Source organism: Phyllobacterium trifolii (genome assembly GCF_014192095.1).
GTDB classification, from domain to species: Bacteria; Pseudomonadota; Alphaproteobacteria; order Rhizobiales; family Rhizobiaceae; genus Phyllobacterium; species Phyllobacterium trifolii.
The window spans coordinates 1-24,823 of record NZ_JACHXN010000041.1 but is presented as its reverse complement, the minus strand read 5'-3'; the positions used below and the strand labels follow the sequence as shown (position 1 = coordinate 24,823).

Genomic DNA, 24,823 nt, shown 5'->3' with positions numbered 1-24,823 from the left:
CGAGACATATTAGGCAGGGAAGTTATGGGCCCGGATCGCCTCACGCAAAACAATACGCATGCGACTGAAGCGCGTGCGTTGGCGCGTGCGACAGTTAACCTATGCAAGGTTTGGAATCTTACCGATGCCGAGGCTTGCTCGGCGGCATGTCTGGCCGCACATGGGCACGCTGGAAAGAAGGGGTCATCGGCAGGATCGATCGCGATTTGCGTATGAGGATGGCACATCTAATTGGCATCCACAAAAGTCTCCGCCACCTGTTTAAGGAGCCAGACCGTGGCTATGCGTGGGTTCGCAAGCTCAACGCTGCCTTTGGCGACCTATCGGCACTTGACCTAATGTTGCGCGGAGAGATGAGCGACCTTGTTGCGATGCGTGAATGGATAGATGCGGAGCGTGGCAATCCGCTTGATTTTTAGGGAAATGGGTTGCCGCTTCAGAGTGATAAATCACTAAATATAGCTTTCCACGGGTACCTACTCGAATGACCTTTAATTTATCAATGCCCCTTGCTTTCGATGAATTTTTCCGAACGGCTGGGAAGGTGCGAAGTTTAATAATCGAGCAAATATAACTTGTTGCTTCCTTGCGACACTCATCCTCTTGGGGAAATAAGTAGCGGATGCAGGGTCTGATGTCAGGAACCGCCAACTTGTCTGCTTAATACGGCAGTGAGAGTCTTCAAGCGGGAAAGTTCACGCCTTTGATAAGCAGCTTCCAGGGCTAATGCCTCTTCGTACCGTATTCCATACCTGTCTCCTGATGAGGTTTGCGATGTTTCCAGATTTGAATTTGTGCCGATCAATACCTCGTCTGGTGTGTCCCATTCATCGAAGCACAAGATTCCATATTCGAACGGGTCGATACCTCGAGATTCAAATATCATTTTCACATGTTGTGCGACCAACCCGATATGCAATCTCACGCGATCCTTAAATTTAAACTGGCACCATTCTACATCGGCCCAAGCATCAAGTATGGTGTCCTCAATTTTCTGAATATGGTCTTTTTCTCTTTCATCGGAAGTGCTGATCGCCGAAGTGGCAGCATAAATCTGTTGCCAACGGAATGTCCCGGTTCCTAAGCTCAGGGCGTCATCCAAGGTTGGAGTGATTGAATTTCCATGTAAACTGATGCCTGCGCCACCACCCAAAAGACTTGATAACTTTCCGGCCGGGTCAATGGTCAATCGCGCTTGGCCAGAACTGTCGCCAATTGTTAATTGCGCGCCGATATGAACTCGTAATAAATCGTCTGCATCACGCAGCACAAGTGCTCCTCGTGGCGGTCCTTGAATGACGCTATTCAGTTTCTGCGGAGGAATGAGTTGATCCAACCATCGGATCGATTGCGGAGAGAACAAACCGTAATCTTCGGCATTTCCAAAACGCGTGGGCGCAGACAGCCCCGAACGTGGGCGAAGGTCGTTGTGGTTGTTAGTTTGACTCGAAATGAATTCTAGCCTTAGACCGTCTGTCTGCCCCATCGGACTGTTGGCGCGATCGTTAGAAGACGGCGAGGGAGACGCTATGCATCGCCCTCCAACAGTCTTGGTATAAGTGTCAATCTTTGCTTCGACGATTGTTTGGCTGTCCATCGTAACATCTGCAATCTCGTGCATGTGCCACAATACGTCTTCTCGTCCTAGAAATTTTGTGCCTCTAAACGTGATGCCTCTAACAAATGCTCCACTGCCCTCAAAGGCGGCGGACGGTTTAGAAAGTGGCATTTCAAGCTGAGTTGCGCGGCGTCCGCTCGCGTGATTGTAGCCCGCTATTTCACAATCTTGAACAACGGTATTCGAGGTACCAAAACCAAAAATGTTAGAGATGAGTACGTCTCCGACATTTATGCCGGCCAGATTTTCTACTATATATAGACGTGTCTTACCTCGGACCCTATCCGACATATAGTAACGGAAAGTGGCAGCAGAATTTTCGTTTTTTCCTAATTTAATACCGCCTGAACCCTCCAGCTTGAATGGAAGGTTTGGTGAATCTTCTATTGCAACATAATTGTCACCGACTTCATCAATACGATAACTGTCACCTCCCCGAATACCAAAACCAACAGCACCTTGAAAATTGCAATAAATATATCTTGAATACTCGCTTCCCGTCCTTCCACCGCCGCTTGTTGCAGTGTCATTGTCAATGACTGCAGTCTGGATGGCTCCAAACATACGCCAGTAACCAACCACGTGAACATTGCTCAAGATCAAATTTTGTCCGCTTTGGTTCCAAAAACCAACATCCCAATCATCGCCCTGATGAACAGTTTCCGGGTCGTTGTATCCCCCGATCCCGTGTAATTCGGACGCGCTCGGATGATTTAAGACGATGCGCATATCGCGGATTGTAATGCCCCGTCCGCTTGTCTCGGTTTTAACTGCACAAGAAAATTTGCGAAGTGTACCATCATCATTCATGAAGCTCGTTAGGGAATAAGATTGGTCATTGCCGTCACGCGACGAAGGGTTAGCAACAACTCCGCCAGCACTGCGCATATCCGTGACATATTTTTGCGTGTGTACGCGAGGTCCCGATCCAATGAAAATTAACTCGGTAGGCGCTGGCAGTTTTTCTAAGGCGCACGACCAGGACAGCCATGCTCCTCCGCCATGGCCGATCTGCTGTATACCTGCTGGAAGTTCGACCGTTTCACTTAGTATATAGCCGCCGACTCCCCAGTCGACAGGACGTTGTAAGATTTTAGCAAGGGTTTGTGCTTCTTTCACAGCAACCGTGTCGTTGGTGATCCGATCTCCTTTTGCGCCAAAAGATCGAACGTTGAGTATGGGGTCCGCAATTCCCCAGCGGACATTGCCAGATGAGACGAAGTCACCTGGCATATCCATCTCTAGTGCCGACTTCCGGTAATAGGTCGCTCCACCTTGATCGCCCGGCGTAGAAAACCCATTCGTTATTAATGAGTTCGATGTCGTTTTAATAAATGAAAAAGATGCCGCTAGTCTTGTGTCGTACACTGCCACTTCAATTGTTCCAGCTTGACCAATCAAACTGGCTATAGCTTGATCCCCCTCAATCCGTGCATCTCTTTCACCATTCAAGCCAATCTGGAGAATACTATCCACTGATCTTCGTGCTGCAACCTCTAGCGATAGACGGTCGGAAACGTCGTCGGCTTGGCGATTTGCGTCTCGGTCATCCATGATTCAATCCACACTCGTTGGTCTACTCCGTAAATGGGTTTCAAATGACCAAATGACCAACACAAAAAATGCTTCTCTACCTAACTACGCAAACAGTCTCAGATCACACGAGAGCTATCCGCAACCTCAAATAGTGATCTCTCATCATTCTGAAGTTGTAACCCTGCATCGTGCAACGTTCGGTAAAATCGCTGAGCGATCAGAGCGTAGTCCTCTTTCATCTTTGCCAATGTCTCGTCATTTAAATATTTTCTAAGCGCTGCGCGGCATCCAAGCATCGAAAATTCGTCAAGCGTACATGAGGGCAGGCTGTGATACGAAGCCAATTCCGCCACCCTGGCATCATCGTAGAGGATGAGAGCCGGAACTCCCGCCTGCATGGCGGCTACCCCCCCGTGGATTCGATCTCCGGCGTAGGCATCGAACCTCAAACAAGCCTGCCTCCAAGCCGAAACCTCGTTGAACGAATAATACTCTGAAAATGGTGGCTCGATTGCACACTTATTCGAAATATATTCATTTATAACATCCGCATTTAACGTTTGTGTTGCTTCATTATAGACATTTGGAGTATCTAGTATCTCCAAGAAATTTTTGTGTTCTCCTTGAAATACATAAGCAGTTCTTACTCCATTTAGAGCACGCATTAATTTATGGCTTCGGCTATCTGGTTTTTTTGACAGCACCATATGTCCAGCTGAGATAATGTTCTCGATTTGCTTTGGTGGTCTTAAAGACATAATATTTCGAGGGTAAACAAACATGCTGGGACAGCCTATCGCAGTCGCTCTGTCTATGCCTACCGAATGCAGCCACTCCAATGTCTTATGGCCTCGGACACCGAACAGCACCGCTTTTTGATTCAAAACTCGCATCAAATCAGCCAAATCAGGCTCGAGAACCGATATATCGCCCAGAGGTAATTCATCTTGCAGACCAGCTCCCACGCAGTAGATTGAGCAGTCAAGTTTAGTCAACAACTCGGCCATCCCCGGTTCGCTGGCTTTGCGGCGCAAGAAATTTGACATCGTGATAACGATACCATCAAATTTATCGTTTATGATTTGCGCGACCCGATCGATGCTGCCAAGCTTCTTCATCAATCTAAATAAATTTACCTGGGACGAGTTTTGGCGATCAAACCTCAGCATTTGAACCATGGCCATTCTATGGATCATGTTGCCGGAATTGCCAACCAGATCGAATGCTGCAACGTGATCTCTGAGAGTTGAACCAGATGAGACGGGTACGCCTATCTGATAAGAAATCGCAGGTGTGGGGCAAACATTGGCTTGCGCGGGACGAAAAAATAACAAGCGCTTGGGTTTTGCAATCTCAGCCACTACCGATTTCCTTTACATGTGAATTTCATACGGGTTCTTTTGCCGTGAACATTAGATACGCTTTGCTGCGAATAACTTCTTCGCAGCATCAAGGAAAAACTTTACCGGGCTTTTCCGCAACTTTCGTAGTTTCCTAACTGCAGCAGGTTCAGTGAATGCATTTATTTCGGCGGAAACCTGATCCAGTTTTCCGCCAGCGGTCAGCACTTGTGGCTCTGCATGCGCGATCAAGGCCGACGCTTTTTGGGAAGGTAGTTTAGAGTTGGACGTGGCTATCGCCGAGGATGGAGCGGAGGCTTTATAACGATCAAATAGGGGGCTTGAATCTCCGATCGGTTTCCAACTTATTGGCAGATAAGTTGTCTGATCATTCCAATATCTTAGCTCATAGTACTGGATATCCGTGGTTGCTGTTATGGGAGAGCCGTCTGGGTAACGAACCCGCCTTTGCACCATCTTGCCAAAAGAGTAAAACCCAAAACGCAAATAATAGATAAATCTCAGGACTTCGTCATAATCTAAGGAAAAGCCCTGACGAATATCGTGAGCCAGCGTAGTTGGATCGGAGACATTTGCACAGAGGTTCGCATGACAATACCAAGTCTCACCGAGGCTAAACACGGGTTTGCCAAACATCATCGCTAGCACACCGACGCCGGAGTTAATGAGTGCGACCGCATCTGAAATTTCGAGAAGATCATAGACGTGGTAGTCATCCGCGCAGATTGCGCCCTCTATAGGAGCTACACCGTCTTCAGCTGGATGGCGTTTGTAAACCACGCACCATTCATCGCCCAATTCTTCTGGTAATTTGGCTACTAGGTTATGGAAATTCTCGAAAGTTTTGATCGGACCACAAAAATACTTGATGACCGTGTCATTTGGCTGCTGAAACGGTACGAACAGAACCTTCTTGCGGCCAAGTTTTAAGCGAGCGCGTATCGTTGCAACATCCAGCCTAAGGGCTTGCTTTTCTAGTACGTTATCACCGAACCTTACCGATGATATGTATTGGGTGACACGCTCTAATTTATCCTCCGAAAGCGGCATGTTCCAGTAGTGAGGGCAGTAGCTCTCGCTGTCAGAAAGAAATCCACGGGGGTCATGAAAAACAGAGTCCGGAAGTGCTCCACGCTCAGAGACGACATATGGGACGCTGTTGTCGCGACACCAGTTGTAAATAGTGAGAAGTTTTTCGTTCGAATATGGATTTGGAAAGACCACCAAGGAGATGTTGTTGTCGGCCAGAAATTGCAGAAAAATATTCACATCGTGAAATCTGTCCTCTGATGAGAAAAGGTGCTCACCCAAATTTGGAGCAAAAGCCCTGTGAAAACAAAAGGGATTTTTGCGGAATAGTAGCGTTTTACGGTTAATTGTTAAATCGGGCAAGGCCGGGGGCTCATTGCCCGTTCCCTGATCGTCAATCATACGCGACTTCAGCAAAGCAAGATTTTGGTCTTTATTATGGTGGTAACGCTTTTCTATCGGATGCGGCGTGTGAAAGAGATAGATTCCCTTGTTGGATAGCCAGTCGCCGTAGAGGCGATATATGGCTTTCCAACCAGAATATTTACGAATCGTCATGAAATTCCCGGCCATGGACAACCAGTCGCTTGGAAGAGGGAATTGCCGATTGCGTCTAATCAATCGGTTGGCAAATTCGTAGTCTTCATATCCCCACCCATTGAACTGTTCATCTTGGCCGCCGCGTGAGAGATAATATTTCTTCTCTATCACTATCGCTGAGGTACCAGAGGAAAATTTTTCAATGAGATTGGTATCATTGGCGAGCATGGCACTAATGAAAAATTGTCTTCGAAATTCAGGCGGCATCTTCTCGTGAAGATCGAAAGCCATATCCGTCAAGTAAATTACGGGGCACATCAAGAATCTGTCGACATGCTTATCCATTTGGGATAGCGCGATCTCGCGTTGTATTGACTTGAAAAATCCAGGATACGGTACTAAATCCGCATCGAGGAAAAAGACAAACTTTCCCTTTGCGTGCTGGGCACCGTAATTGCGCGCTCTTGCAAGATTGAAGTCTTGGTGCGGCTTAGCGCTAGTTCGCAATATGGTAATCTGATTGCTTCCCAACTGTTCAACTTTTTTAAATAGCTCGGGACGAGAGCCGTCGTCTACGATGACCAGGTCGAGATTGTCTGGCAAGTCAGTGTCGTATTTATAGTTGTACAAGCGATCAAGAAGATCTAAACGTGATTGCGTCAATCTTATAGGAATTACAAGTGTTATGGAATGATTTTCATATAAGAAATTGTAGTCCTTGAAGTAACTGCTCTCATTAGTTGAATTTAGATTCATCGCTGCACTCACTAGTCCTTAGTTCCGTGTAGAACAGACGCTGTCCTACCCAGTTTTTATAAAAATTTGCTACTGATCGGCTTTTGAATTTACCCCAAAAGGGTACGTTCCCAACGGACGCCTTCCCGGATGATTCTAGCTGGAGCACCCGCCAATATCGCGTTCTCTTTCTCAAATCGCTTGGTTACAACTGAGGCGATAGCAACAACACAGCCATTTGGAATGAACGAACCTTTTAGTATTGTTGACTTGGCCCCAACCCAAACATCGGAACCAACCGTTATATCTGCTGCGGAGTTTATACGAAGGTTCTGATGGTCAAATATAGCATGAGAATCGGTGCTTCGAATCTCGATGCCCCATGAAAACATACAACGAGCACCCACCCGGATACTCGTCCCCTCTCCGGCAATAAAGTTGGCGTGCCCAAAAGTGCTGTCCTCGCCGATCTCAACCAAATTATTTGGAGATATCTTCTGAATGATGGCTCCCTTAAATCTGACCCCTCGACGCAAGATTATTGTGTTGTTATCCGACGTAACGGTTAACTTTGAACCTTTGATGACGCAATCATCTTCTATTTCTATCCGGTTCCCGACACCCTTAATATCTATCACAGCGCGCTGTGTTGCAACACGCTCGCCAATCGTAAATATATTTCCTTCAGCGACCTTTAGGCTCATTTCATCCATCTAGATGTCCCCTGGTTGCAATCGCAGTCGGCAACCGCGTTTTTCGCGTGCGGTTACAAAACAAGTGAGGGACCTCATTCATAGGTCATAAAACATGCGAAGAGCATATTTGCGTCGCAATACTGGATAGGCTTTATGTGAAGTTCAGGAATTATCATCACAGCTTTACAATAAACTTTGATTGAACTCATGTGTTTGTATCGCTTCATCAACAGTGGAAAAAAATTCGAGTTGGCCATTGTGTAACACGCCGCCCACATCACAAAACTCTTTTAATAGGTTGTTGCTGTGGGAGATAAGTATGACCGTAGATCTCTTTCGCCGATCTCCAAGCATAATTCGGCACTTTCTTTTAAACGCTGAGTCGCCTACCGCGATGACCTCATCAATTAGATAATAATCGAAATCGATAGCCATGCTCACGCCAAACGCAAGTCGTGCTTTCATCCCGCTCGAATAAGATTGGATGGGCATATCGATATATTTACCTAGCTGAGCAAAATCCTCCACGAAATCGAACACTTCTCTCGGATCCCTACGATAAATTCGCGAGATAAATAGGACATTTTCTCGCGCCGAAAGTGATCCATGAAAACCGCCGCTAAATCCTAAGGGCCATGACACCGAACCTTGGCGGGATATTGAGCCAGAATCTGGGGGCTCTCCCCCGGAGAATAGGCGAATAAGCGTCGATTTGCCGGCACCGTTTTTTCCAAGAATTCCGGTATTTACCCCTTGAGGAAACGTGCCGCTAAAATTATTAAGGATAGACTTTCGTCCCCCATTGTATGGATAGGATTTGGATACCTTGTTGAAAACAATCACGGGCGCACCAGCACGTTGCGATATGTCCGTTCGAGCAATAGGCCGATCGTCATCATCAATAACGCTATGGTAATCACATAAGATCGGTCGAGCAGCGGATCGTAGTCCAAATAGGTCGCAAAGCGTACCCATTCTACGCAGTGGAGGACTGGGTTCCATGACAACAGTGTTCGCGCGGGCTCAGGTAGTTCTTTTGGGAGATAGAATATCCCCGATAAAAAAAGCATCGGAAAATTTAAGAGGGTCCAAATTCTCTCCCACACGGGCATTAACAAGGACACTACGGCGTTGAACGTGCCAACTCCTGCGCCGAGAAAGATGATTGTCGCGATGGCGGCGAAGAATCGATCTGGATAGTGAATAACAGTGTTAGAGGACACAAAAGCCAATATCGAGAAAAATATACCTAGTACCGCCAGCATTGTAAGCGATTCCAACATCACACGGGCAGCGATTGCGTCTGTTGGTTTGACCAGGGGATACGTCAAGAGCGATTTGTTGGCGCTAATCGCCTTCATTGTTCGCCCGGCGATTGATTGGTACATTCTGTAGCTGATCATCCCCGTGATGAAGAACAAAAAGTAGCTTTCTCCGAATGGTATTGAAGCATGGAGTTGTAAGCGAATGAACAGAAGGACTGATATATATGCCATAGGCTCAATTAGGGCCCAAAGATAACCTAACTTGTGCTTGCCGAAACGCGTCTTCGTCTCTCGCAAGACAATCGCGACAATTACCCGGCCCGATTGGGATGCGCTGTGGAAAATGTGCATTTTTTGTCGTTCTATCTTTCATATTCGAATGGCGTGGTCACGCACCGATTGAACTATCAAATAGCCGAGGAGCCAACAGACACATAACCCAGCGATTGACATAAGGACATTGCTTGTTCGCTTTGGATAGAGCGCTACTTCTGGCAAGGATGGAGCCGCGATGATCGCGAAATACCGCTCTTGTTTTCGGGCCTCGCTAAGGGATTGCTCTAGGGAGGTCAGCGCAGATGTATATGCTTTTTCCGCGAATTCTTGCTCAAGCAATAAAGTGCTATAGTCGGTGTAGATACGGCTCAAACTGCGTTCGCTTGAAGTGTCGCTATCGTGGCTGCCACCAGACCCAACTCGCTTTTTCTGATTCTCGATTTGCTCTTCGATCGCCTCTATTTCCCGGTTTATAACGCGCAATGTAGGACTATTTTGGGTGGTCGCTAGAAGCGCATTTTGGCGCGCCTTAAGCTCAACGAGTTTAGTTTGCAGTTCACCAATAATCGTTTGCTCAGATTGTGCTAACAACTGCGGATCAAGCGCTTGCTCTCTATTGCGAAAACTTTCGACCGCTTGCCGTGCGTTCTTTAGCCGATTTTCTGTACGCTCAACCTCCTCTTTTGCGGTAGAAATCAATTGCTGCCTGGCATTGTCGGACAGTCGATTGACCAATTCTTCAGAAACACTCAAGACGCTTTCCGACATTAGCTGTGCATCTCTTGCGGAGAAAGCGTTTACGTTAAAGGTGGTGATGCCCGTGTTTGAATTGAACTCAACGTCAGTCATCCGGTTCCAATATTCGAGGAACTCATCAAATGATAGGTCTCGTTTAATACGATAGACAGCATCGATGTTCAAATTTGAGTAGTACTTCCTCGCGTCAATTTGCTTTTTTTCAAGAACATCAATCAAAACTTGTTTTGATTGTATGTAGTCCGATACGATGTGCGCATCTCCCGATTGAACGTTTGCACCAGGTAGGGAGGTCAAACCCAATAAAGATAGTGGCGAGGTGGTGGTGCCTCTCACTGCAAAGAGTGTCTGTGACCGATACTGGTCAGACGCAATAAAAGTATAATAAGATACAATCAACAAAATTGGAATAATAACCACAACAAGAAACGAAAGAGTGCTCCACGATATTCTTGTTAGTGGGGGCTGTTTTCTTTCGGTTCGACTCAAGATTGGCGGGGATTCGGTGGGCATCTTATGTGTATTCAAAACATCACTCCACGCCCGATTCTTTGCGCTCAGATTTGGCGTCGTCACGTCGTCGCGGTTTTTCTTAGGAAAGTTTAGTCTACAGCCTCATACGCGACACACTACTCATTGTCACGCACATTCGACGCTAACGTGGAGTGTGCAGCATGAATCCTCGACTATTGATGTATTCCGATTCTTTCGTCATTGGGTTTCCGAAATGACACACTTCGCGACGTTCGTGGCTTCTTATATCGAAAGTTCTTTGAAATTTAATAATTGTGTGGCAACTGCTGATTGTCGTTCAAATACCTCAGCTATCTTCAAGGACCATGCATCGAATGCCCCTTGATTGTACAGACTACACAAAAAAGGTTGGCGTTGGGAAAATACATGGCTCTTGGTTTCAAGGCGCGAGCTTGCGCGGCTTTGTGCGCTTCATTGATCTTGGCTTCCTGCGGTAGTGTACCGACTGATGGACCACTAACGCGCGAAGTCTTGCAATCCGCAAAATCATCTGCCGCACCGAATTCACTGGTATACGAGGTCGTTGACGTTGACCTACGTGTGGCGAACCTTGTTTCGGCCTATGTCCCCATATCGTTCGAACGCACCTTCGGTTTCGGTGGACCTGCCACTACCCCAGTTATTGGAGTAGGTGATGCACTCAGCATTACCATCTTTGAGGCTGGACCAGATGGTTTGTTTTCAACGAAAGAACAGAAGTCGATCACATTGAATGTTGTCGTTCAGCCCGATGGCCGAGCGCCAATTCCCTACGTTGGATCCTTCAAATTCGCTGGTAACACGTTAGAGGCTGCGCGACGTTCGATTGTATCTGCACTTACAGGCAAAGCCGTCGAACCAGATGTGGTTATTGCTCTTGCTGAAAACGCTTCCAGGACGGTCTCAATTAACGGAGCAATCGGTCGGCCGTCGATCGTTCCACTGGGACTGTCGGGCGAGCAGCTGACTGAAATTATAGCGAAGGCTGGTGGCCCGACGAAGGCCCCTTACGATTCATATGTATCTCTCACACGAGGAAACAAAACGGGTAACGTGCTTCTTCAGACTTTGGTCGAAAAGCCAAAGGAGAACGTGTACGCCAAGCCGGGTGACCAAATCTTCGTAACCTTTGATCCTCGGACCTTTACTGTGTTGGGTTCAACGGGAAAAGTCGGACAAATCCCGTTTAATGCTGCATCTCTGACTTTGATCGAGGCGGCCGCGTTAGCAGGCGGCAGCAACGTGAACCTCGCCGATCCAAAAGGGTATTTTGTTTTCCGATATGAAGACGAGAACATCGTAAAACTCGTCCTTGGCGACAAACGTTTTAATGAGAAAATAGCGAATGGAATGTATCCAAATCGGGCAGGGCGTTATCCGATCATTTATAGAATAAACATGTCGAACCCACAGAGCTATATGCTCGGACAGAACTTCCCGGTGAACAATAAGGACGTCATATATCTGTCGCGTCATCCAGCGACTGATTTTATCAAGTTCCTGAATCTGGTCGCTGCTCCAGCCGGATTGGCGCGTACTGTTAACGGGTTTTAGGATTCATTTGCGTAGGCTACTTTCATACGGCAGTCTTCTAGCTAAAGAATTGCGCAATCGCAGGCGTCGCAACGACGACGTCGACGCCTATCAAGGACAATTGGCTTTGCCCCGAAGTATTGCGAAGCAGCGCCAGGTCTCGCGCATTCTTCAACTGGCAGGGTGGCAGCTGACAAACAAACCGTCACAGGCGACAGCGTTCGCCGGGTGGGGCCGCAAGTCATCAGGGAAGCAAAGCAAAATACGCGCTGATCGCCATGGCAAACAATTCATTGCGTTAGAAGACGGATTTCTACGTTCAATAGGTCTTGGACAAGCGGGCGAACCCCCTCTCAGTATTATCCTTGACCCTATTGGCATCTATTATGACGCGACGGGCCGTTCCCGCTTGGAAGATTTGCTTAACGAGCCAAACTGTGTATCCAGCGAATTGCTGGAAAGAGCTCGCCGAGGAATGGACCTAATGCGGAATAACCGATTGTCCAAATACAATTCGGCTGCCGAGCCAATGCCTTCAGAGCTCTTGCATTCCAATTACGTACTTGTCATCGATCAGACCCTGGGTGATATGTCGATACCCTGTGGCATGGCGAGCGCGTCCAGTTTCAACGAGATGCTGGATGCCGCGAAAAGCAATCATCCGGGATCGCGCATCGTTATCAAGATACATCCGGGAGTGACTGCCGGAATAAATGCAGGTCATTTTCCGAAGGATTTGGTCGACGTCACAGTCGTGGATCAGTCAATCAACCCGTGGGACCTAATTGAAAACGCGGAGGCGGTTTACGCTGTGACCTCCGGAATGGGCTTTGAAGCTCTCATTTCAGGCAAGCGAGTGTATACGTTTGGAATGCCATTTTATGCTGGTTGGGGACTGACAACGGACACTGTCCAATGTGAAAGGCGAACAAGCAGGCCGACGCTGGAAGAAATGTTTGCTGCAGCATATCTTCTGTATCCAACGTATTACGATCCGCTGACGGATACATTGTCAGACTTTGAAACTGTCGCCCACCTCTTGTCCTTTTGGCGTGACCAGAACGAGAAGCACAAAGAACCGACTTTTTGTCTCGGAATGAGCAAATGGAAGCGCAAGGCAGTATCTGCCTTCCTCCGTTCGACATATCAGGAACCACGGTTTCTAAAATCATCAGCTGAAGCGTTGAAACTGGCCAAGGCGAGCAATGGGCGGGTCGTTGTTTGGGCCTCGAAAAGTACTGAAAAGCTGAAGGCTGAGTCTATTGCGGCTGGCGTTACCCTTCACCGAATGGAGGATGGATTCATCAGATCGAGAGGTCTTGGATCGGACTTGGTGCCACCGCGTTCATTAGTGTTGGATAGCTCAGGAATCTATTACGACAGTACGCGAGCGAGTGACTTGGAGACGGCGATCGAAGCTGGCAACTTTTCGAATGTTGTCCTCGAACAGGCCGAGCAGCTTCGACTCCACATTGTGAATTCCGGCCTCACGAAGTATAATGTCGGTGAGAACTATCTGATCGCTGCCCTCCCGAACGACAGGAAGATCATTCTTGTCCCAGGACAAGTTGAGGATGATGCGTCCATCAAAAAGGCCGCGGGCCAAATTAGATCGAACATGCAGTTGCTTGAAATGACGCGGGCAGAGAATCCGGACGCATTTATAATCTTCAAGCCTCATCCGGACGTCGATGCTGGCAATCGCCATGGCTATATCAATCCGAATAGAGCGCTCAGATTTGCGGACTACGTGGAGACGCGGCTTTCAAGCGATGCGGCCATCAATCAGGTTGACGAAGTGTGGACGATGACATCGCTACTTGGTTTTGAGGCGCTGTTGAGAAATAAAGCTGTGACATGTTTTGGCATGCCGTTTTACGCGGGTTGGGGACTTACGACGGATAAACAGCAATGTGCGCGAAGAAAGCGGCGAGCTCAGCTTACCGAAGTCATCGCGGCAGCGTATATCTGTTATCCATCGTTCATCGATGATAACTTCCATCGGGTACCAGTTTCCCGGATCCAATGACGAGCTTGGGGCTAGAACAAGTAAGGTGTCCTTCCTCGCCGACATTCAATGAATTTGATGGGACAATTCGGCTTCCCTTATCGAACTGGATTGTCAACTTGGTCATTTTACAAACCCGCTCTTAGACAATCGTGAATATGCAAAAGACCAACGAGCGCTCCCTCGTCGTTTAAGACAGGTACTGCGGAAATCTTATGTTGCGTCATCTGCTGTAGGACTGTCGATGCCAGCGCATTTTGATTCACGACAATTGGGTCGAGATGCGCGATGTCTCCCGCAACATTGTCCCAGAGAGTTTCGATGTGCCGTCGCATGTCGCCGTCGGTAATCACTCCCAACACGGTGTTGTCACCCGAACGAATGATTGCGATGCCGAAGCCTTTTTGAGAGATCGTCAAAATCACTTCACGCATGCTTGTCGTGGCACTGACCACAGGAAGTGCCGCACCTGAATGCATCAACTGATGAACTCGCGAAGTTTGTGCGCCCAATTTTCCCCCAGGATGAAATCGGTTGAAATGATCGACCGTTGTGCCTAGTAGATTCATGGCACAAACAGCTATCGCGTCTCCCAACGCCATCATAACGGTCGTGGATGTGGTGGGTGCCATTCCAACGGTGCAGACTTCTAGTGGCCTCGGATATACCAAGGCGATATCTGAGGCAGTCGCGAGGCGGCTCCTGGCGTCACTTGTGAGGGAAACGATCGGTAGGCCAATTAGCTGACAAAATGAAACAATATCCGAAAGTTCGGCAGTGGTTCCTGAATTGGACAAGGCGAACAAGACATCGCCTTCTACAAGCATACCCAGATCTCCATGGCTGGCTTCGCCGGGATGTATGAAGAATGCGGGGCAACCAACTGATGAGAGAGTCGCGGCAATCTTGCGACCGACATGTCCGGATTTCCCCATTCCCGAGACAATTATGCGACCGGACGCATTCACAAAAAGTCGAACAACTTGTTCAAACTCTGGTCCAAGCGCATCTGCGGTCTCATTTAAGGCTTCGGCCTCCACTGACAATGCTTTGCGGGCCAACGATATCAAGTCGATACTGTTGTTATTTAGTGCCTGAGAATCGGACATGATTTTACCCGGGATGAGATTTCATAGCGACATCACAACCGACTCCCCAATATCCAAGAAATCCAGTTGGAACAGTCCTACGAACGCCATCATATTCAGTATTGGTCCGAGCATGGCTTTAACTTGCTTTGACCATTTGTGCTTGCGTTGATGGAGATCCATTGTCTTTTCCACCTCTTCAAAGACTGGCGTACGGCCCTCGGCGGAGTAGTAGTCGCCCTGCTTCAGGCACATCGCTTTTATCCAACTCAAATAAGTACGTCGCAGCAGTGCATCGGCAACGAACGTGGATGTCCAAAAGCTATCGAAGTCAGGCTTCCCATGCGCACAGATAGCTAGGTCGGGATGAGAATACAAAGCCTCTCCGATGACCAACAGAGGCACACCATGTGCTATTGCTGATAGGCCTGAAGTGCTGTTAATGGTGATGACACCAGCCGAATGCCGAACCAAAAGCCCCAAGGAACCAGCGTCAATTACGTCGACCCTGTCAGAGATCTTGTGAACCTCGGCCGTTTTCTGAATAAACTCACGGTGGCTGCTGTGCCCACGCTCAAGTGGGTGAATCTTAAACACCAAGCGCCTCTCGGAAGGAGCATGCTTCGCGAAAGACTCCATTGATGCCATGATCAATTTATCGCTATTCCAGCCGTAGGCGGCCGCTCGAATCTGTAGGTCATCGGAAACTTGTAATGGCACGACATAATATTCGTGGTCGTGATGCTCCAGCAGTCGTTCAACTGTTGAATAGTTCATTATTTGGCGCGTGAATCGGCGATAGCCGTTCCTGATCCAAAGGAATGCCTCGCCAATGATTGAGCGATGTTTGTGAAAAAGCTTACGTTCATTACTGCCGGCTAACAAATTCCGCAACGTGTAATAGACAAACCCGTACCAACACATTTTCTGGAATGAATTTGTGAAGTTGCGCAGAGGCGCGGTTGTCACCGGAGCAACGAAGGTTTCGGGGGGTAAAGATCCGGCGAGTGGCGACATTCGATTGTTGCCACCATCTTCAACGGTTACGAAACCGGGACGGATATATCCTTCCTCAAGACTGATGACTTTGATTTGGGCCCGCTTTGCAATCTCGCTTGCCGTGCGGTGGATTTCCCTTTCGCAGCCAAACAAGATTACAAACTCAGCCTGTGATGTTTTCAAAAACGTCTCAAACCATGTTTGCCAAGTCTTGATGTCCCCGGCAAAGTCCAGATTTCGATGCCCATTCGAAAAGAACCTGTCGCCTGCGTTGAATCTGACGCGCCATGCGTCGAATCCTCTGTCATTCAGGTATTTTTGCAGATCCTTGAAAAAAGGGCCAACTGGACCTTGGAGCAATACTATCCTGCCCCGGCTGCTTTTGTGATTAGGGGTATCGTGAGCGGGTCCTTTTGCAAGCTGACCTGACAACGAAGTCGTCTCTTGCTGGTCAACTGCACGGCCAAGCGCCGCACCGTCAAAATGTCCGTCCACTGCACCCACCTGCGCTGTGAGGCACGCGCCGTGGCTTTCAGCCTACCGCAATTGCCTGCACCATCCGTTCAATATGTTTAGAGGTCCGTTTGAGCAAGCGAGCAAAAATATAGCCGATCATTCGGCGATGACCTTGGCTTTAACTTTGTCCGATCTCAGCGGATTCAAGAAGAGTCAGAAGAACCAGTGAACACATAAACACGTTCGATGTTTTCTAGATTCTCTCGTCCATCAGAGTGCAACCATTACGCGAACTTAGATTTGACCGCAACTCTAACAACTAGCTCTCTGGTACTAATGGATCAAAAAAAGCGCACTATAGCTATTCTGCAACACTTGCTTCGGTTAACTGGAGACTAATTATCCTGGGGATAACCACATTGGAAACTCAGGTATACAATAACGCGAAATCTATCAGCATATCGGCAAGTAGGTGCCCGGAGCTTGAACGCAAGCTGAAATCCTACAATTTCGGATGATTCAGAATATAAAACTTGTTAGTCGCACATTGTATCCGGACTTCGAGCAATAACTTATAAACTAAGGACTTGTAGGTGCTCCTGCACGAACTGTCGTCATGCGCATTGGTGAAACGTGACAAATATAAAACTCGGATTGGCGGGAATTTTAAAAGAGCAGAACGAAATTATCGAGAGATTGAGCATGGAATACGCGGCGGAGAGGGTGATTATATCAGGATTGTAAGCATGCTTTCGTCCAACGGGCTTTTGAACAAAATCGATGCGTATTTGAGAAAGTAGGCCAATCAATGGAAAATCCCCGCTTTACAAAAGTATTGAGCGGCCGAATAGCGGCGCTGAAAGAGGATTTTTCGTTCGGCACCTCCCGAGATGCTGTGCATTAGCACGTGGGATTCGCCTGAGTATTGCCACTTCGAGGCATGCAGATTGGCAAATTCCGTTCTATTCAGGCTGGGGCAAGCTAGATGTGTTAGTGACGCTGTTCATTGATTGATCGACCGGATAGAAATCATGCCATTTGACAGCAGACTTATAAACGGGATCGGGGTTCTTGCTGCTGTCATCCAGTCGCGAAATTTTACGCGCGCCGGCGAGACTGTAGGAATGTCGCAGTCGGGCGTGAGCAAGGCAGTTTCCCGTCTTGAAGATCGGCTTGGCGTGCGTCTGCTGGACCGTACAAGTCAAGAGGTAACCCTCACCGACAAGGGCAGACAGTTCTTTGAACACGTTTCCCCCCTGTTGGGAGTTATGGAGGAAGCTGCGGACCACTTATCCGGTGCGATTGGGACAGTTCGGGGGCGATTGCGAATTTGCGCTGACCCGCTGATATCGAGATTGTTTCTCGCTCCGGCTTTTGCCGAGTTTTTAGATCGTTATCCCGAACTGGAGATCGAACTACTCACTGACAAGTCGGCGGAACCAATTCCAGAAGGCATCGATGTGCAGTTTTATTTCGGAGAGCCTACATCTTCGGCTTTGATCGCGCGTAGGATACTCGAAACAAGAATTGTTACCGTTGCCGCGCCAGCGTATCTTCACCACCGGGGCAGTCCAGAGATCCCATCCGATCTCGTGAGTCATACCTGCATCGCCCCTGCCTCAACACAGAATCAACAATGGATATACAGTAGAAATCGAGAAGTGGTGCCCGTGATCACGAAGGGACCACTAGTTCTGACAGACGTTGATTCACTGGTGGCTGCTTGTCTATCGGGAGCAGGTATCGCCCAAGTCTTGGAGATTGGCGTTCAACATCTCTTGAACGAGGGCAAGCTCGTAAGACTTCTTACGGATTGGCCGGGTGATACCATACCTTTGCATGCTGTCCATCCAACGCGGCATTTGCGCACTCCAAAGGTCAGCGCTTATATCGACTTCTGCCTCGAGAGGATGCGTTAACCAGGCTTCGAATGAATGCAAATAATATTCCCTTTGGCTATTTACTGATTGTTCATCGACCGCGTATACAAGCTGCACAATGATGGATTCGCGGATTAGTCGCGAAAGACATGATGTCGTTCTGTCGTATCGGTGAAAACCCGGTATGTCCCGATCAAAGTAGTATCTCATCAGGGGCTATCTCCATGGCTAGTATTCTAACCAACGCGTCAGCAATGACCGCGCTACAGACACTATCGGTCACCAACAAGAACCTTGCAGTCACGCAGAACCGTATTGCAACGGGTATGAAAGTTGCTGAAGCGGCGGACAACGCAGCATATTGGTCGATTGCAACAACCATGCGTTCGGACAACAAGGCAAACGAAGTGATCACAAGCTCGCTCGGCCTCGGCGGAGCAAAAGTTGATACTGCTTACACCGCCATCAAAGACGTTGTATCTGTAGTTGATCAGATCAAGCAGAAGGTTCTGTCTGCGAAGAACGCAAGTGCCGATGACCAGGGCAAGATCCAGACTGAGATCAAAGCCCTGCAGGCACAGCTGGGCGAAAGCACGAAGGCCAGCTACGCTGGTTCCAATCTGCTGAGCACAGATGCAACCAAGGATGCAGGCGCGACCGCTGTACCAAACTTCAGCATCGTATCTTCATACAATCGCGACTCGGCCGGCAACGTAACGACTGGATCGATCGACGTTGTCCTGAAGGACATTCGCCTGATCGATACTCAGGCAACCCCGCCCGCAACAGGTCCAACAGGTATTCTTGACACCGAGTTTTCGGTAGATGCCGCCACTCCCGCGACAATGGGATCCATTCTTGATCTGGATGTCACCAGTGCAACCAACGCCGACATCGACTTGATGCTCAAGGGCATCGAAACGGCCGCTGGCAAGCTGGCTTCGGGTGCTGCAACGCTTGGTGCCGCCAAGACCCGTGTCGATCTTCAGTCTGCGTTTATTACGGCCCTGTCTGATGCCATCGACCGGGGCATCGGATCAATGGTTGATGCTGACATGAACAAGGAGTCGGCTCGCTTGTCCGCTCTCCAAGTTCAGCAGCAGCTTGGCGTACAGGCCCTATCGATTGCCAACTCCAGCAACCAGAACATCCTGTCGCTCTTCCGCGGCTAACAGGCAACGACATATCTGCAACAATATATTGCCCCGGTATCGATTGGTTCCGGGGTTTCTTTTTGAAAACGATCCCAAGTTCGACGAAGGTCAAAAATTAAAAGCAGACACCAGTGATGTTTCGACGCCTTGGCCGCAATAGCATCGGCTGCCGATGCTCGGTCCGCATTCATTCAAGTTGCCAAGGATGCTCATATTTTCATCCACTATATGATGCGATCCCAGGTAGCACGGTTTCGCATTTGTATTTTCGGCGCAATTCGTGTTCAAAGGCCCACCAATGATTTAAGAAATATAGATAAGAGTGGGAACTAATTGGATGGCAGTTGGAGACTTAGAGAACGGATCGGGCAAGGATAAGCTTATCGACCTGACTGCAAGGTTGGTGGGCGCTTATGTCAGCAATAACGCGGTACGTGCCGCGGATTTGCCGATGTTGCTCAATAACGTGCATGCTGCACTATCCGGAGCAACGCCTGGAAACGAAGAGACGGCCATTGCCTCGCCGAGCCCCGTACCTGCAGTGAACCCCAAAAAGTCAGTCACACCCGATTACCTCATTTGTCTGGAAGACGGCAAGAAGTTCAAATCGCTGAAACGGCATCTGAAAACTTCCTTTGATCTGACGCCCGAGCAATACCGCAAGAAATGGAATCTTGATCCGTCCTATCCAATGGTCGCACCAAACTACGCCGAGACTCGCTCCCGCCTTGCCAGGACCATGGGGCTCGGCCGAAAGTCGGGGAGGGCGCGTTCTGCATCATTCTCATAGGCAGTTCGAATATCCATTAGCGTCTTCATCTGTTTCCTGAGACTGTTTGCTAATTCTTTGCAAAACGATCTTTCAACCATGATTTGGCAATTGCTTGATCCAATCCAGCCTCATGCAAGCCATGGCCAGTCGGCGGCATATGGCAGATCGTGCTGGCTCCAGAGCGGCGAAACTGCTCTTCGATCATTGGCGCATCCCCAGGGCTTCTTCGGTCGTCGCGCTGCCCGGCCAAGATGAGAATCGGATAATCTGCAAGCGTTGGGAATTCCTTATCTGGTGATGGCGATAACGGCCTTAGGAGGATCGCGCCTGAGGTCAACTCGGCGTTTTGGCAGATCGACGACGCCGAGATAATGGCCCCGTTCGAATAACCCACCAAGATCGGAGCGCGATAGAAACCGTGACGCGATGAGGCAAAGGCGATGAAATTGCACAGTTCAGCCGTGCGAGCATTCAAATCGCTCTGGTCCAGAGTCCGGTCCGGGTTTCGCCGAAAAAATGCAAATCCCCATCCCAAGGAACTCCGCCGCGCAGGGCAATGTAAGTCGTGTTCGGTGAAATGGACTCAGAAAAATTTAACAAATCTGCCTCTGTTCCACCACTCCCGTGCAGCAGAATAAGTGGCGGAAGTTCCGAATTCGTCTCGCGAATGTCGTAGTAAAAACCTGCTGCTTTCGGCATTCCAAATCCCTTTGATCGAATGAACTGAGAGCAAAGTAGGCTTCGTGCTTATGGTGTTCAGGAACTCGCCAAATTAAGGACTGACCGAGGATGATCCAACACAGGAAAGACAGAAGGGACGACCGCTCTAACTGTACTTATCGTAGACGTCAAAATCTCAAACGGCGTCCAGCAATATGATGGCTATACGAAGAGGAGATGACAGTCGAACAACTTCCGACCGGATTCTATAGATCGAAGCGACAATGCGATAGCCTCACCTCCGACGAATGACCGCATTCTTCGTCTCAAAATGATCGTGATAGAAAGCGTACAATGCGGTCGGGAACTACGGCGCTCGTAAAATTTCAACGGTCAATGACGTCCCTCTAAATGGACCGTCCCGTGGGCCACCTTGTCCATGGCCAACACCCCAGCGAGAAGGCCATGCCAAACCGTCGAGCCCTTTCGCTGTTGCGGCACTAAATGAAGACCAGCGGCTGTCGTCATTGTAGCGATAAAGCACGCCTCCTGGTCCCATGTCCGGGCAAAGAACGACGTGAATATCGAAGTCATTCCCGGCAGGCAGGTTTGGTCCGAACCAATATGAAGGGCTGCGGCCCGATCACGCCCCAGGATTAAGGTCAGGGTTTGCTCGGGCCCCCGAAACCCTAGCCAAATGGTGGCCATAGCGTCAGCTGTGAACGCAGAAAATATGGTTTGTGCGGGAGCAACGTCATCACTGGCAGTCCGCCCTCTCAACCTCAGCTCAATGATATGCCCTGTGTCCAGATGATCAGAAAACAATGCATCCGTTTCCCCAAATGGAATTTCTTGCCAGTGTAAGGAATTCGTTTCTGGCAACGGCCATTCCAGTCGTTCCCTTACAATTCCATTGGTGTCGATGACTTGGCAGCGCAGCCCTTGCTCATCGAGCGCAGCTTGAACGCAATGCAGGTATTCGACACCCTCTGGCATCCGGTGTGCCGTACCAGCACCTGCCGAACAAATTTGTAGAACACCACGATGCACTTGCACGTCGAAAGCGAGAATATGGCTGCACAAGTAGGCGAATACCCTGCCATCAACGAGAATGTCCCAAAATCGCTTGGTGTATTCGTGTCCAATTTCCCGTTGGTAGGTGCCAGAAAAGCCATTGATCGGGAAAACCGGATGATGGCCGAGAACAAGCTTATGTCGGGCGTCTTTATGATCTTTCAGAGTTGCTTCGAGCCACTCTGTTTCTATATGCCCTTCGCCTCCAGCACCACTCCAGAGCGTATGAACGAATACCATCAGGAGATCATCGCGCCGCACATAGTATGAAAGACCGCTCTGACCGGGAGGCCCATTATCTGGCAAGCTGAGGACTTCACGAAAGACCTCTTCGCTCATCGGATCGTAAGCGGTGTGGTTGCCCGTCGTGTGCCCGGCGTTGCGGCACGGTCAAGCCATGCCATTTCTGTTTCGAACCAATATCGCCATTGTGCTCGCAATAGAGTCGAATCCGGGCTCAGTCCGATAATTTCGTCACCGGGAAAGAGGATGAATTCTGGCTGCGGGTTAAGGCGGCGAACGACGGCGTTCACCGACGCAAAGGTCTTTTCATGCAGTGCACCGGGCACGCCTGAGCAAGAGTTGCCATACAATAGGAACTGATGGCCACCATTGCGTGGGAGAAGGGCGGGGATTGGATCACCTGGCATTGCAATGCGTTCTCAAATTGGCTCCGTCGCTAGTATCCCGAGTTTACAGGGTATAGCGACTGTCTCTTGCGCTGTATCGAAAATTAGGTATTGCGAGAAAGCACTTCTCGGATAAGTTTCCAAGCCTTTTGGCCCAACTTTGAGTCTGTCTCGTCCCTGCCTCCATGAGCATGTAACGCGGAACGTGGCGTGTGCTCACCCGGTAACAGGATACGGTGACCTGCGCCCAGTGAAGAAACCAGATAAGTGTTTCCGCCAGTATCAGATCGACGCCGAACGATTGATGTGGCAAATGACAAGGAAGGCCATAACGCGTCGTCCCCGCCAGCAACAAGTACTACATCGCCTGAAACCTTTTCTACCGGAATTGTTGCCGCATCGACTTCAGCTGCGAAAGTCTTCAACGACTTTTCAAAAAGGCCTCGATAAGACACCAGGCCATCGACATACTCGCGAGCCCAGTTCGTATCTGCTGGAACAAACGGCATGGGGATACCTTTCAGCGACCATGAGGACCTCTCCGGCCAACTTATTCCATCGCGACCAGGGCCGATGTTCCCCCACACAACCGAAGATGGGCTGATCGCGATCACCACGTCGATCCTTGGATCATGGACTGCGGCAAGCAGGGAGGCCTCTGCGCCCTTGGACGTCCCAACATAGACAATGTGTCGGCATCCCTGCTCAACGAGATAGTCATTCGCGGCAAAGAAGGTTTCGAGGGGTATCTCGCAGATTCCTGGAATTTGTCCTTCACCGCCAAACCACTGGAGCGCCAATGCGGACACTCCTTCATTCGAAAAGATTTTGGCACGGCCTATATCAATACGGCCGCTCGATCCGCCCAGCACGACAACCCCTGTCGTTGTTGCGTCGCATCGAAAGAACTTTCCGTTCACATTTCCGCTGAGCTCTTGTTCCGTAAGCCTTTGGGCCTTCACGTCCACGATAAACTCCGATTGTATCAAACTGAATATGTGTTGCCTTGAGTTGCTTTACCAAGGCGCGAGCAGTGGTTTTGTCCACCATCTGGCAATCCACCGCAAACAATCAGAAAATTGGCAACAAGCCCTTCGCACTCAAGATGCTCCCGACCTAGCCACTGGTCCTCTAGTTTTTTCGCGATTGCGTCCCTCTGGCAGTTCAAATTTCCGTGGTCTGAGCGGGTACGACCTCGCCATTTGAAATCCACATAGGCTTGCCGACGCATTCGATATTCCCTTCCGCAACCACAACCCCCTCACCATCGGAACAACCAATAATCGTTCTAGGCGTTTGCTTGCTGTAGCGAAGAAGGGCGGGAAGAAATTTGGGGTCCGCGTCTAAATGTGGAAAAAACTCGAAAGACAGGAGATCAAGAGCACCTCCTTCCAACACTTCCTCCGGATGCTGGCCGGAAAACAGTGCGTCCACAGCGATGGTAGGTGTCATTAGAATTGCGCCTGCACTTGTCCCGATCAGAATGCCCCCATTCTCCGCCCAGTCGCGCAGAACAACCAACATGCCACTACGTTTCATTCGATTGAGAAAAGCCACCGTGTCTCCGCCTGAGAGATGGATGGCATCACAGGCCAGAAGATCATCGACCTCACTGCGACTGTGGACCTCGTCGAGGTCGTAGAATATCGACAGGTCAATATCATATTGGGCCGTAATAGGCTTTCCGCTCATCAAAGAATTGTCTGGTTGGTTCGGGGCCGGAGGGAATATAGCCAATGCGATTGCCTCGATGCTTCATCATGTCGACAAGGCGGCGATCCACTTTGATCTGCACGACGCAACATCTGTGTACGTGTGATCAAATGCCGATTTGGCTGCCGCAAATTGTGGAGCTGCAGCCGCAGAAAAAATGAGTGTTATCGTCCTAAATAGTCTCATGGTGCCCGCCCCGGATGCGATGGTTGAATGATTATCAGGCGAAGCTTGCGCGAGTACTGACGCCTAGTGACTCGTTCATAAAGTCAGGACTGCATTCTCTTCTCTGTGATTGCGCCTACAGGAGAACTTGCGGGGACTTCACCTTCTAAACCTCGACCTGATTTTGCCGCGTAGGAGATGTTCTGCTGGCTGCCGATGATGCAGCAGAAAGGCGCATTGGGAGGTCAAGGCACCTGATCCTCCGCTCCGCTCTGGAGTTGCCCCATAAAAACCGGACAGGATCAGATTTCTGTTTGACGGTTCAAGAACTCACGCGGCGACTGATACCCTAATGCCTTGTGCGGGTG

The 24,823-nt window shown here is 49.3% G+C and carries 18 protein-coding genes and 1 pseudogene; 6 read left to right on the top strand and 13 right to left on the bottom strand.

The window, feature by feature from the left end:
- The first annotated feature begins 24 nt into the window (after nucleotides 1-24).
- Nucleotides 25-419: pseudogene (locus FHS21_RS29440) on the top strand (antitoxin Xre/MbcA/ParS toxin-binding domain-containing protein).
- Nucleotides 420-637: 218 nt separating this feature from the next.
- Here FHS21_RS29440 and FHS21_RS29435 read toward each other — a convergent pair.
- The 7 genes from FHS21_RS29435 to FHS21_RS29410 all read right to left on the bottom strand — a co-directional run bounded on the left by FHS21_RS29435 (nucleotide 638) and on the right by FHS21_RS29410 (nucleotide 10,339).
- Nucleotides 638-3,172: a tail fiber domain-containing protein gene (locus FHS21_RS29435; protein WP_183665631.1), complete on the bottom strand. Its 2,535-nt coding sequence runs from the start codon at nucleotides 3,170-3,172 to the stop codon at nucleotides 638-640.
- A 98-nt stretch (nucleotides 3,173-3,270) separates the two neighbouring features.
- Complete coding sequence (locus FHS21_RS29430; RefSeq protein WP_183665629.1) at nucleotides 3,271-4,515, bottom strand: polysaccharide pyruvyl transferase family protein; 1,245 nt, start codon at nucleotides 4,513-4,515, stop codon at nucleotides 3,271-3,273.
- 51 nt (nucleotides 4,516-4,566) lie between these two features.
- Entirely contained in the window at nucleotides 4,567-6,840 is a 2,274-nt protein-coding gene (locus FHS21_RS29425; RefSeq protein ID WP_183665628.1) for a glycosyltransferase, read from the bottom strand.
- Nucleotides 6,841-6,929: 89 nt separating this feature from the next.
- Nucleotides 6,930-7,532: an acyltransferase gene (locus tag FHS21_RS29420; RefSeq protein WP_183665626.1), complete on the bottom strand. Its 603-nt coding sequence runs from the start codon at nucleotides 7,530-7,532 to the stop codon at nucleotides 6,930-6,932.
- Between the two features lie 165 nt (nucleotides 7,533-7,697).
- A complete protein-coding gene (locus FHS21_RS29415; RefSeq protein WP_312879961.1) occupies nucleotides 7,698-8,357 on the bottom strand; it encodes an ABC transporter ATP-binding protein in 660 nt (219 codons plus the stop codon).
- Nucleotides 8,354-9,130: an ABC transporter permease gene (locus FHS21_RS31105; protein ID WP_246411330.1), complete on the bottom strand. Its 777-nt coding sequence runs from the start codon at nucleotides 9,128-9,130 to the stop codon at nucleotides 8,354-8,356. Before FHS21_RS31105 ends, FHS21_RS29415 begins: the two co-directional genes overlap by 4 nt.
- An 18-nt stretch (nucleotides 9,131-9,148) precedes the next feature.
- Entirely contained in the window at nucleotides 9,149-10,339 is a 1,191-nt protein-coding gene (locus FHS21_RS29410; protein WP_183665622.1) for a KpsE/RkpR family capsule polysaccharide export protein, read from the bottom strand.
- Between the two features lie 372 nt (nucleotides 10,340-10,711).
- On the opposite strand from FHS21_RS29410, the gene FHS21_RS29405 reads away from it, so the two are divergent.
- Together FHS21_RS29405 and FHS21_RS29400 are read left to right on the top strand one after the other, a co-directional pair.
- Nucleotides 10,712-11,878: a polysaccharide biosynthesis/export family protein gene (locus tag FHS21_RS29405; RefSeq protein WP_183665620.1), complete on the top strand. Its 1,167-nt coding sequence runs from the start codon at nucleotides 10,712-10,714 to the stop codon at nucleotides 11,876-11,878.
- Between the two features lie 7 nt (nucleotides 11,879-11,885).
- Nucleotides 11,886-13,886 (top strand): capsule polysaccharide biogenesis protein, encoded by a 2,001-nt coding sequence (locus tag FHS21_RS29400; protein WP_183665618.1) that lies wholly within the window; start codon nucleotides 11,886-11,888, stop codon nucleotides 13,884-13,886.
- Between the two features lie 107 nt (nucleotides 13,887-13,993).
- Here the strand turns inward: FHS21_RS29400 and FHS21_RS29395 are convergent, their stop codons facing one another.
- Together FHS21_RS29395 and FHS21_RS29390 are read right to left on the bottom strand one after the other, a co-directional pair.
- Nucleotides 13,994-14,974, bottom strand: coding sequence for a KpsF/GutQ family sugar-phosphate isomerase (locus FHS21_RS29395; RefSeq protein WP_183665616.1), 981 nt, complete (start codon nucleotides 14,972-14,974; stop codon nucleotides 13,994-13,996).
- Nucleotides 14,975-14,995: 21 nt separating this feature from the next.
- Nucleotides 14,996-16,447 (bottom strand): capsular polysaccharide export protein, LipB/KpsS family, encoded by a 1,452-nt coding sequence (locus tag FHS21_RS29390; protein WP_183665614.1) that lies wholly within the window; start codon nucleotides 16,445-16,447, stop codon nucleotides 14,996-14,998.
- A gap of 992 nt (nucleotides 16,448-17,439) precedes the next feature.
- Between FHS21_RS29390 and FHS21_RS29385 the strand changes: the two genes are divergently transcribed.
- The 3 genes from FHS21_RS29385 (at nucleotide 17,440) to FHS21_RS29375 (ending at nucleotide 20,232) form a co-directional block, all read left to right on the top strand.
- Nucleotides 17,440-18,327: a LysR family transcriptional regulator gene (locus tag FHS21_RS29385; RefSeq protein ID WP_183665612.1), complete on the top strand. Its 888-nt coding sequence runs from the start codon at nucleotides 17,440-17,442 to the stop codon at nucleotides 18,325-18,327.
- A gap of 185 nt (nucleotides 18,328-18,512) precedes the next feature.
- A complete protein-coding gene (locus FHS21_RS29380; protein WP_183665610.1) occupies nucleotides 18,513-19,460 on the top strand; it encodes a flagellin N-terminal helical domain-containing protein in 948 nt (315 codons plus the stop codon).
- 319 nt (nucleotides 19,461-19,779) lie between these two features.
- Nucleotides 19,780-20,232, top strand: a complete 453-nt coding sequence (locus FHS21_RS29375) for a Ros/MucR family transcriptional regulator (protein WP_183665608.1) — start codon at nucleotides 19,780-19,782, stop codon at nucleotides 20,230-20,232.
- Between the two features lie 453 nt (nucleotides 20,233-20,685).
- On the opposite strand, the gene FHS21_RS31100 is transcribed toward FHS21_RS29375, so the two are convergent.
- The 4 genes from FHS21_RS31100 to FHS21_RS29355 all read right to left on the bottom strand — a co-directional run bounded on the left by FHS21_RS31100 (nucleotide 20,686) and on the right by FHS21_RS29355 (nucleotide 24,269).
- Nucleotides 20,686-20,913, bottom strand: coding sequence for an alpha/beta hydrolase (locus FHS21_RS31100; protein ID WP_246411327.1), 228 nt, complete (start codon nucleotides 20,911-20,913; stop codon nucleotides 20,686-20,688).
- Between the two features lie 354 nt (nucleotides 20,914-21,267).
- A complete protein-coding gene (locus FHS21_RS29365; protein WP_246411325.1) occupies nucleotides 21,268-22,287 on the bottom strand; it encodes a metallophosphoesterase family protein in 1,020 nt (339 codons plus the stop codon).
- Nucleotides 22,288-22,681: 394 nt separating this feature from the next.
- Nucleotides 22,682-23,545, bottom strand: coding sequence for an acyl-CoA thioester hydrolase/BAAT C-terminal domain-containing protein (locus tag FHS21_RS29360; protein ID WP_376772241.1), 864 nt, complete (start codon nucleotides 23,543-23,545; stop codon nucleotides 22,682-22,684).
- A gap of 196 nt (nucleotides 23,546-23,741) precedes the next feature.
- A complete protein-coding gene (locus FHS21_RS29355) occupies nucleotides 23,742-24,269 on the bottom strand; it encodes a Type 1 glutamine amidotransferase-like domain-containing protein (protein ID WP_246411322.1) in 528 nt (175 codons plus the stop codon).
- Nucleotides 24,270-24,823: the final 554 nt, after the last annotated feature.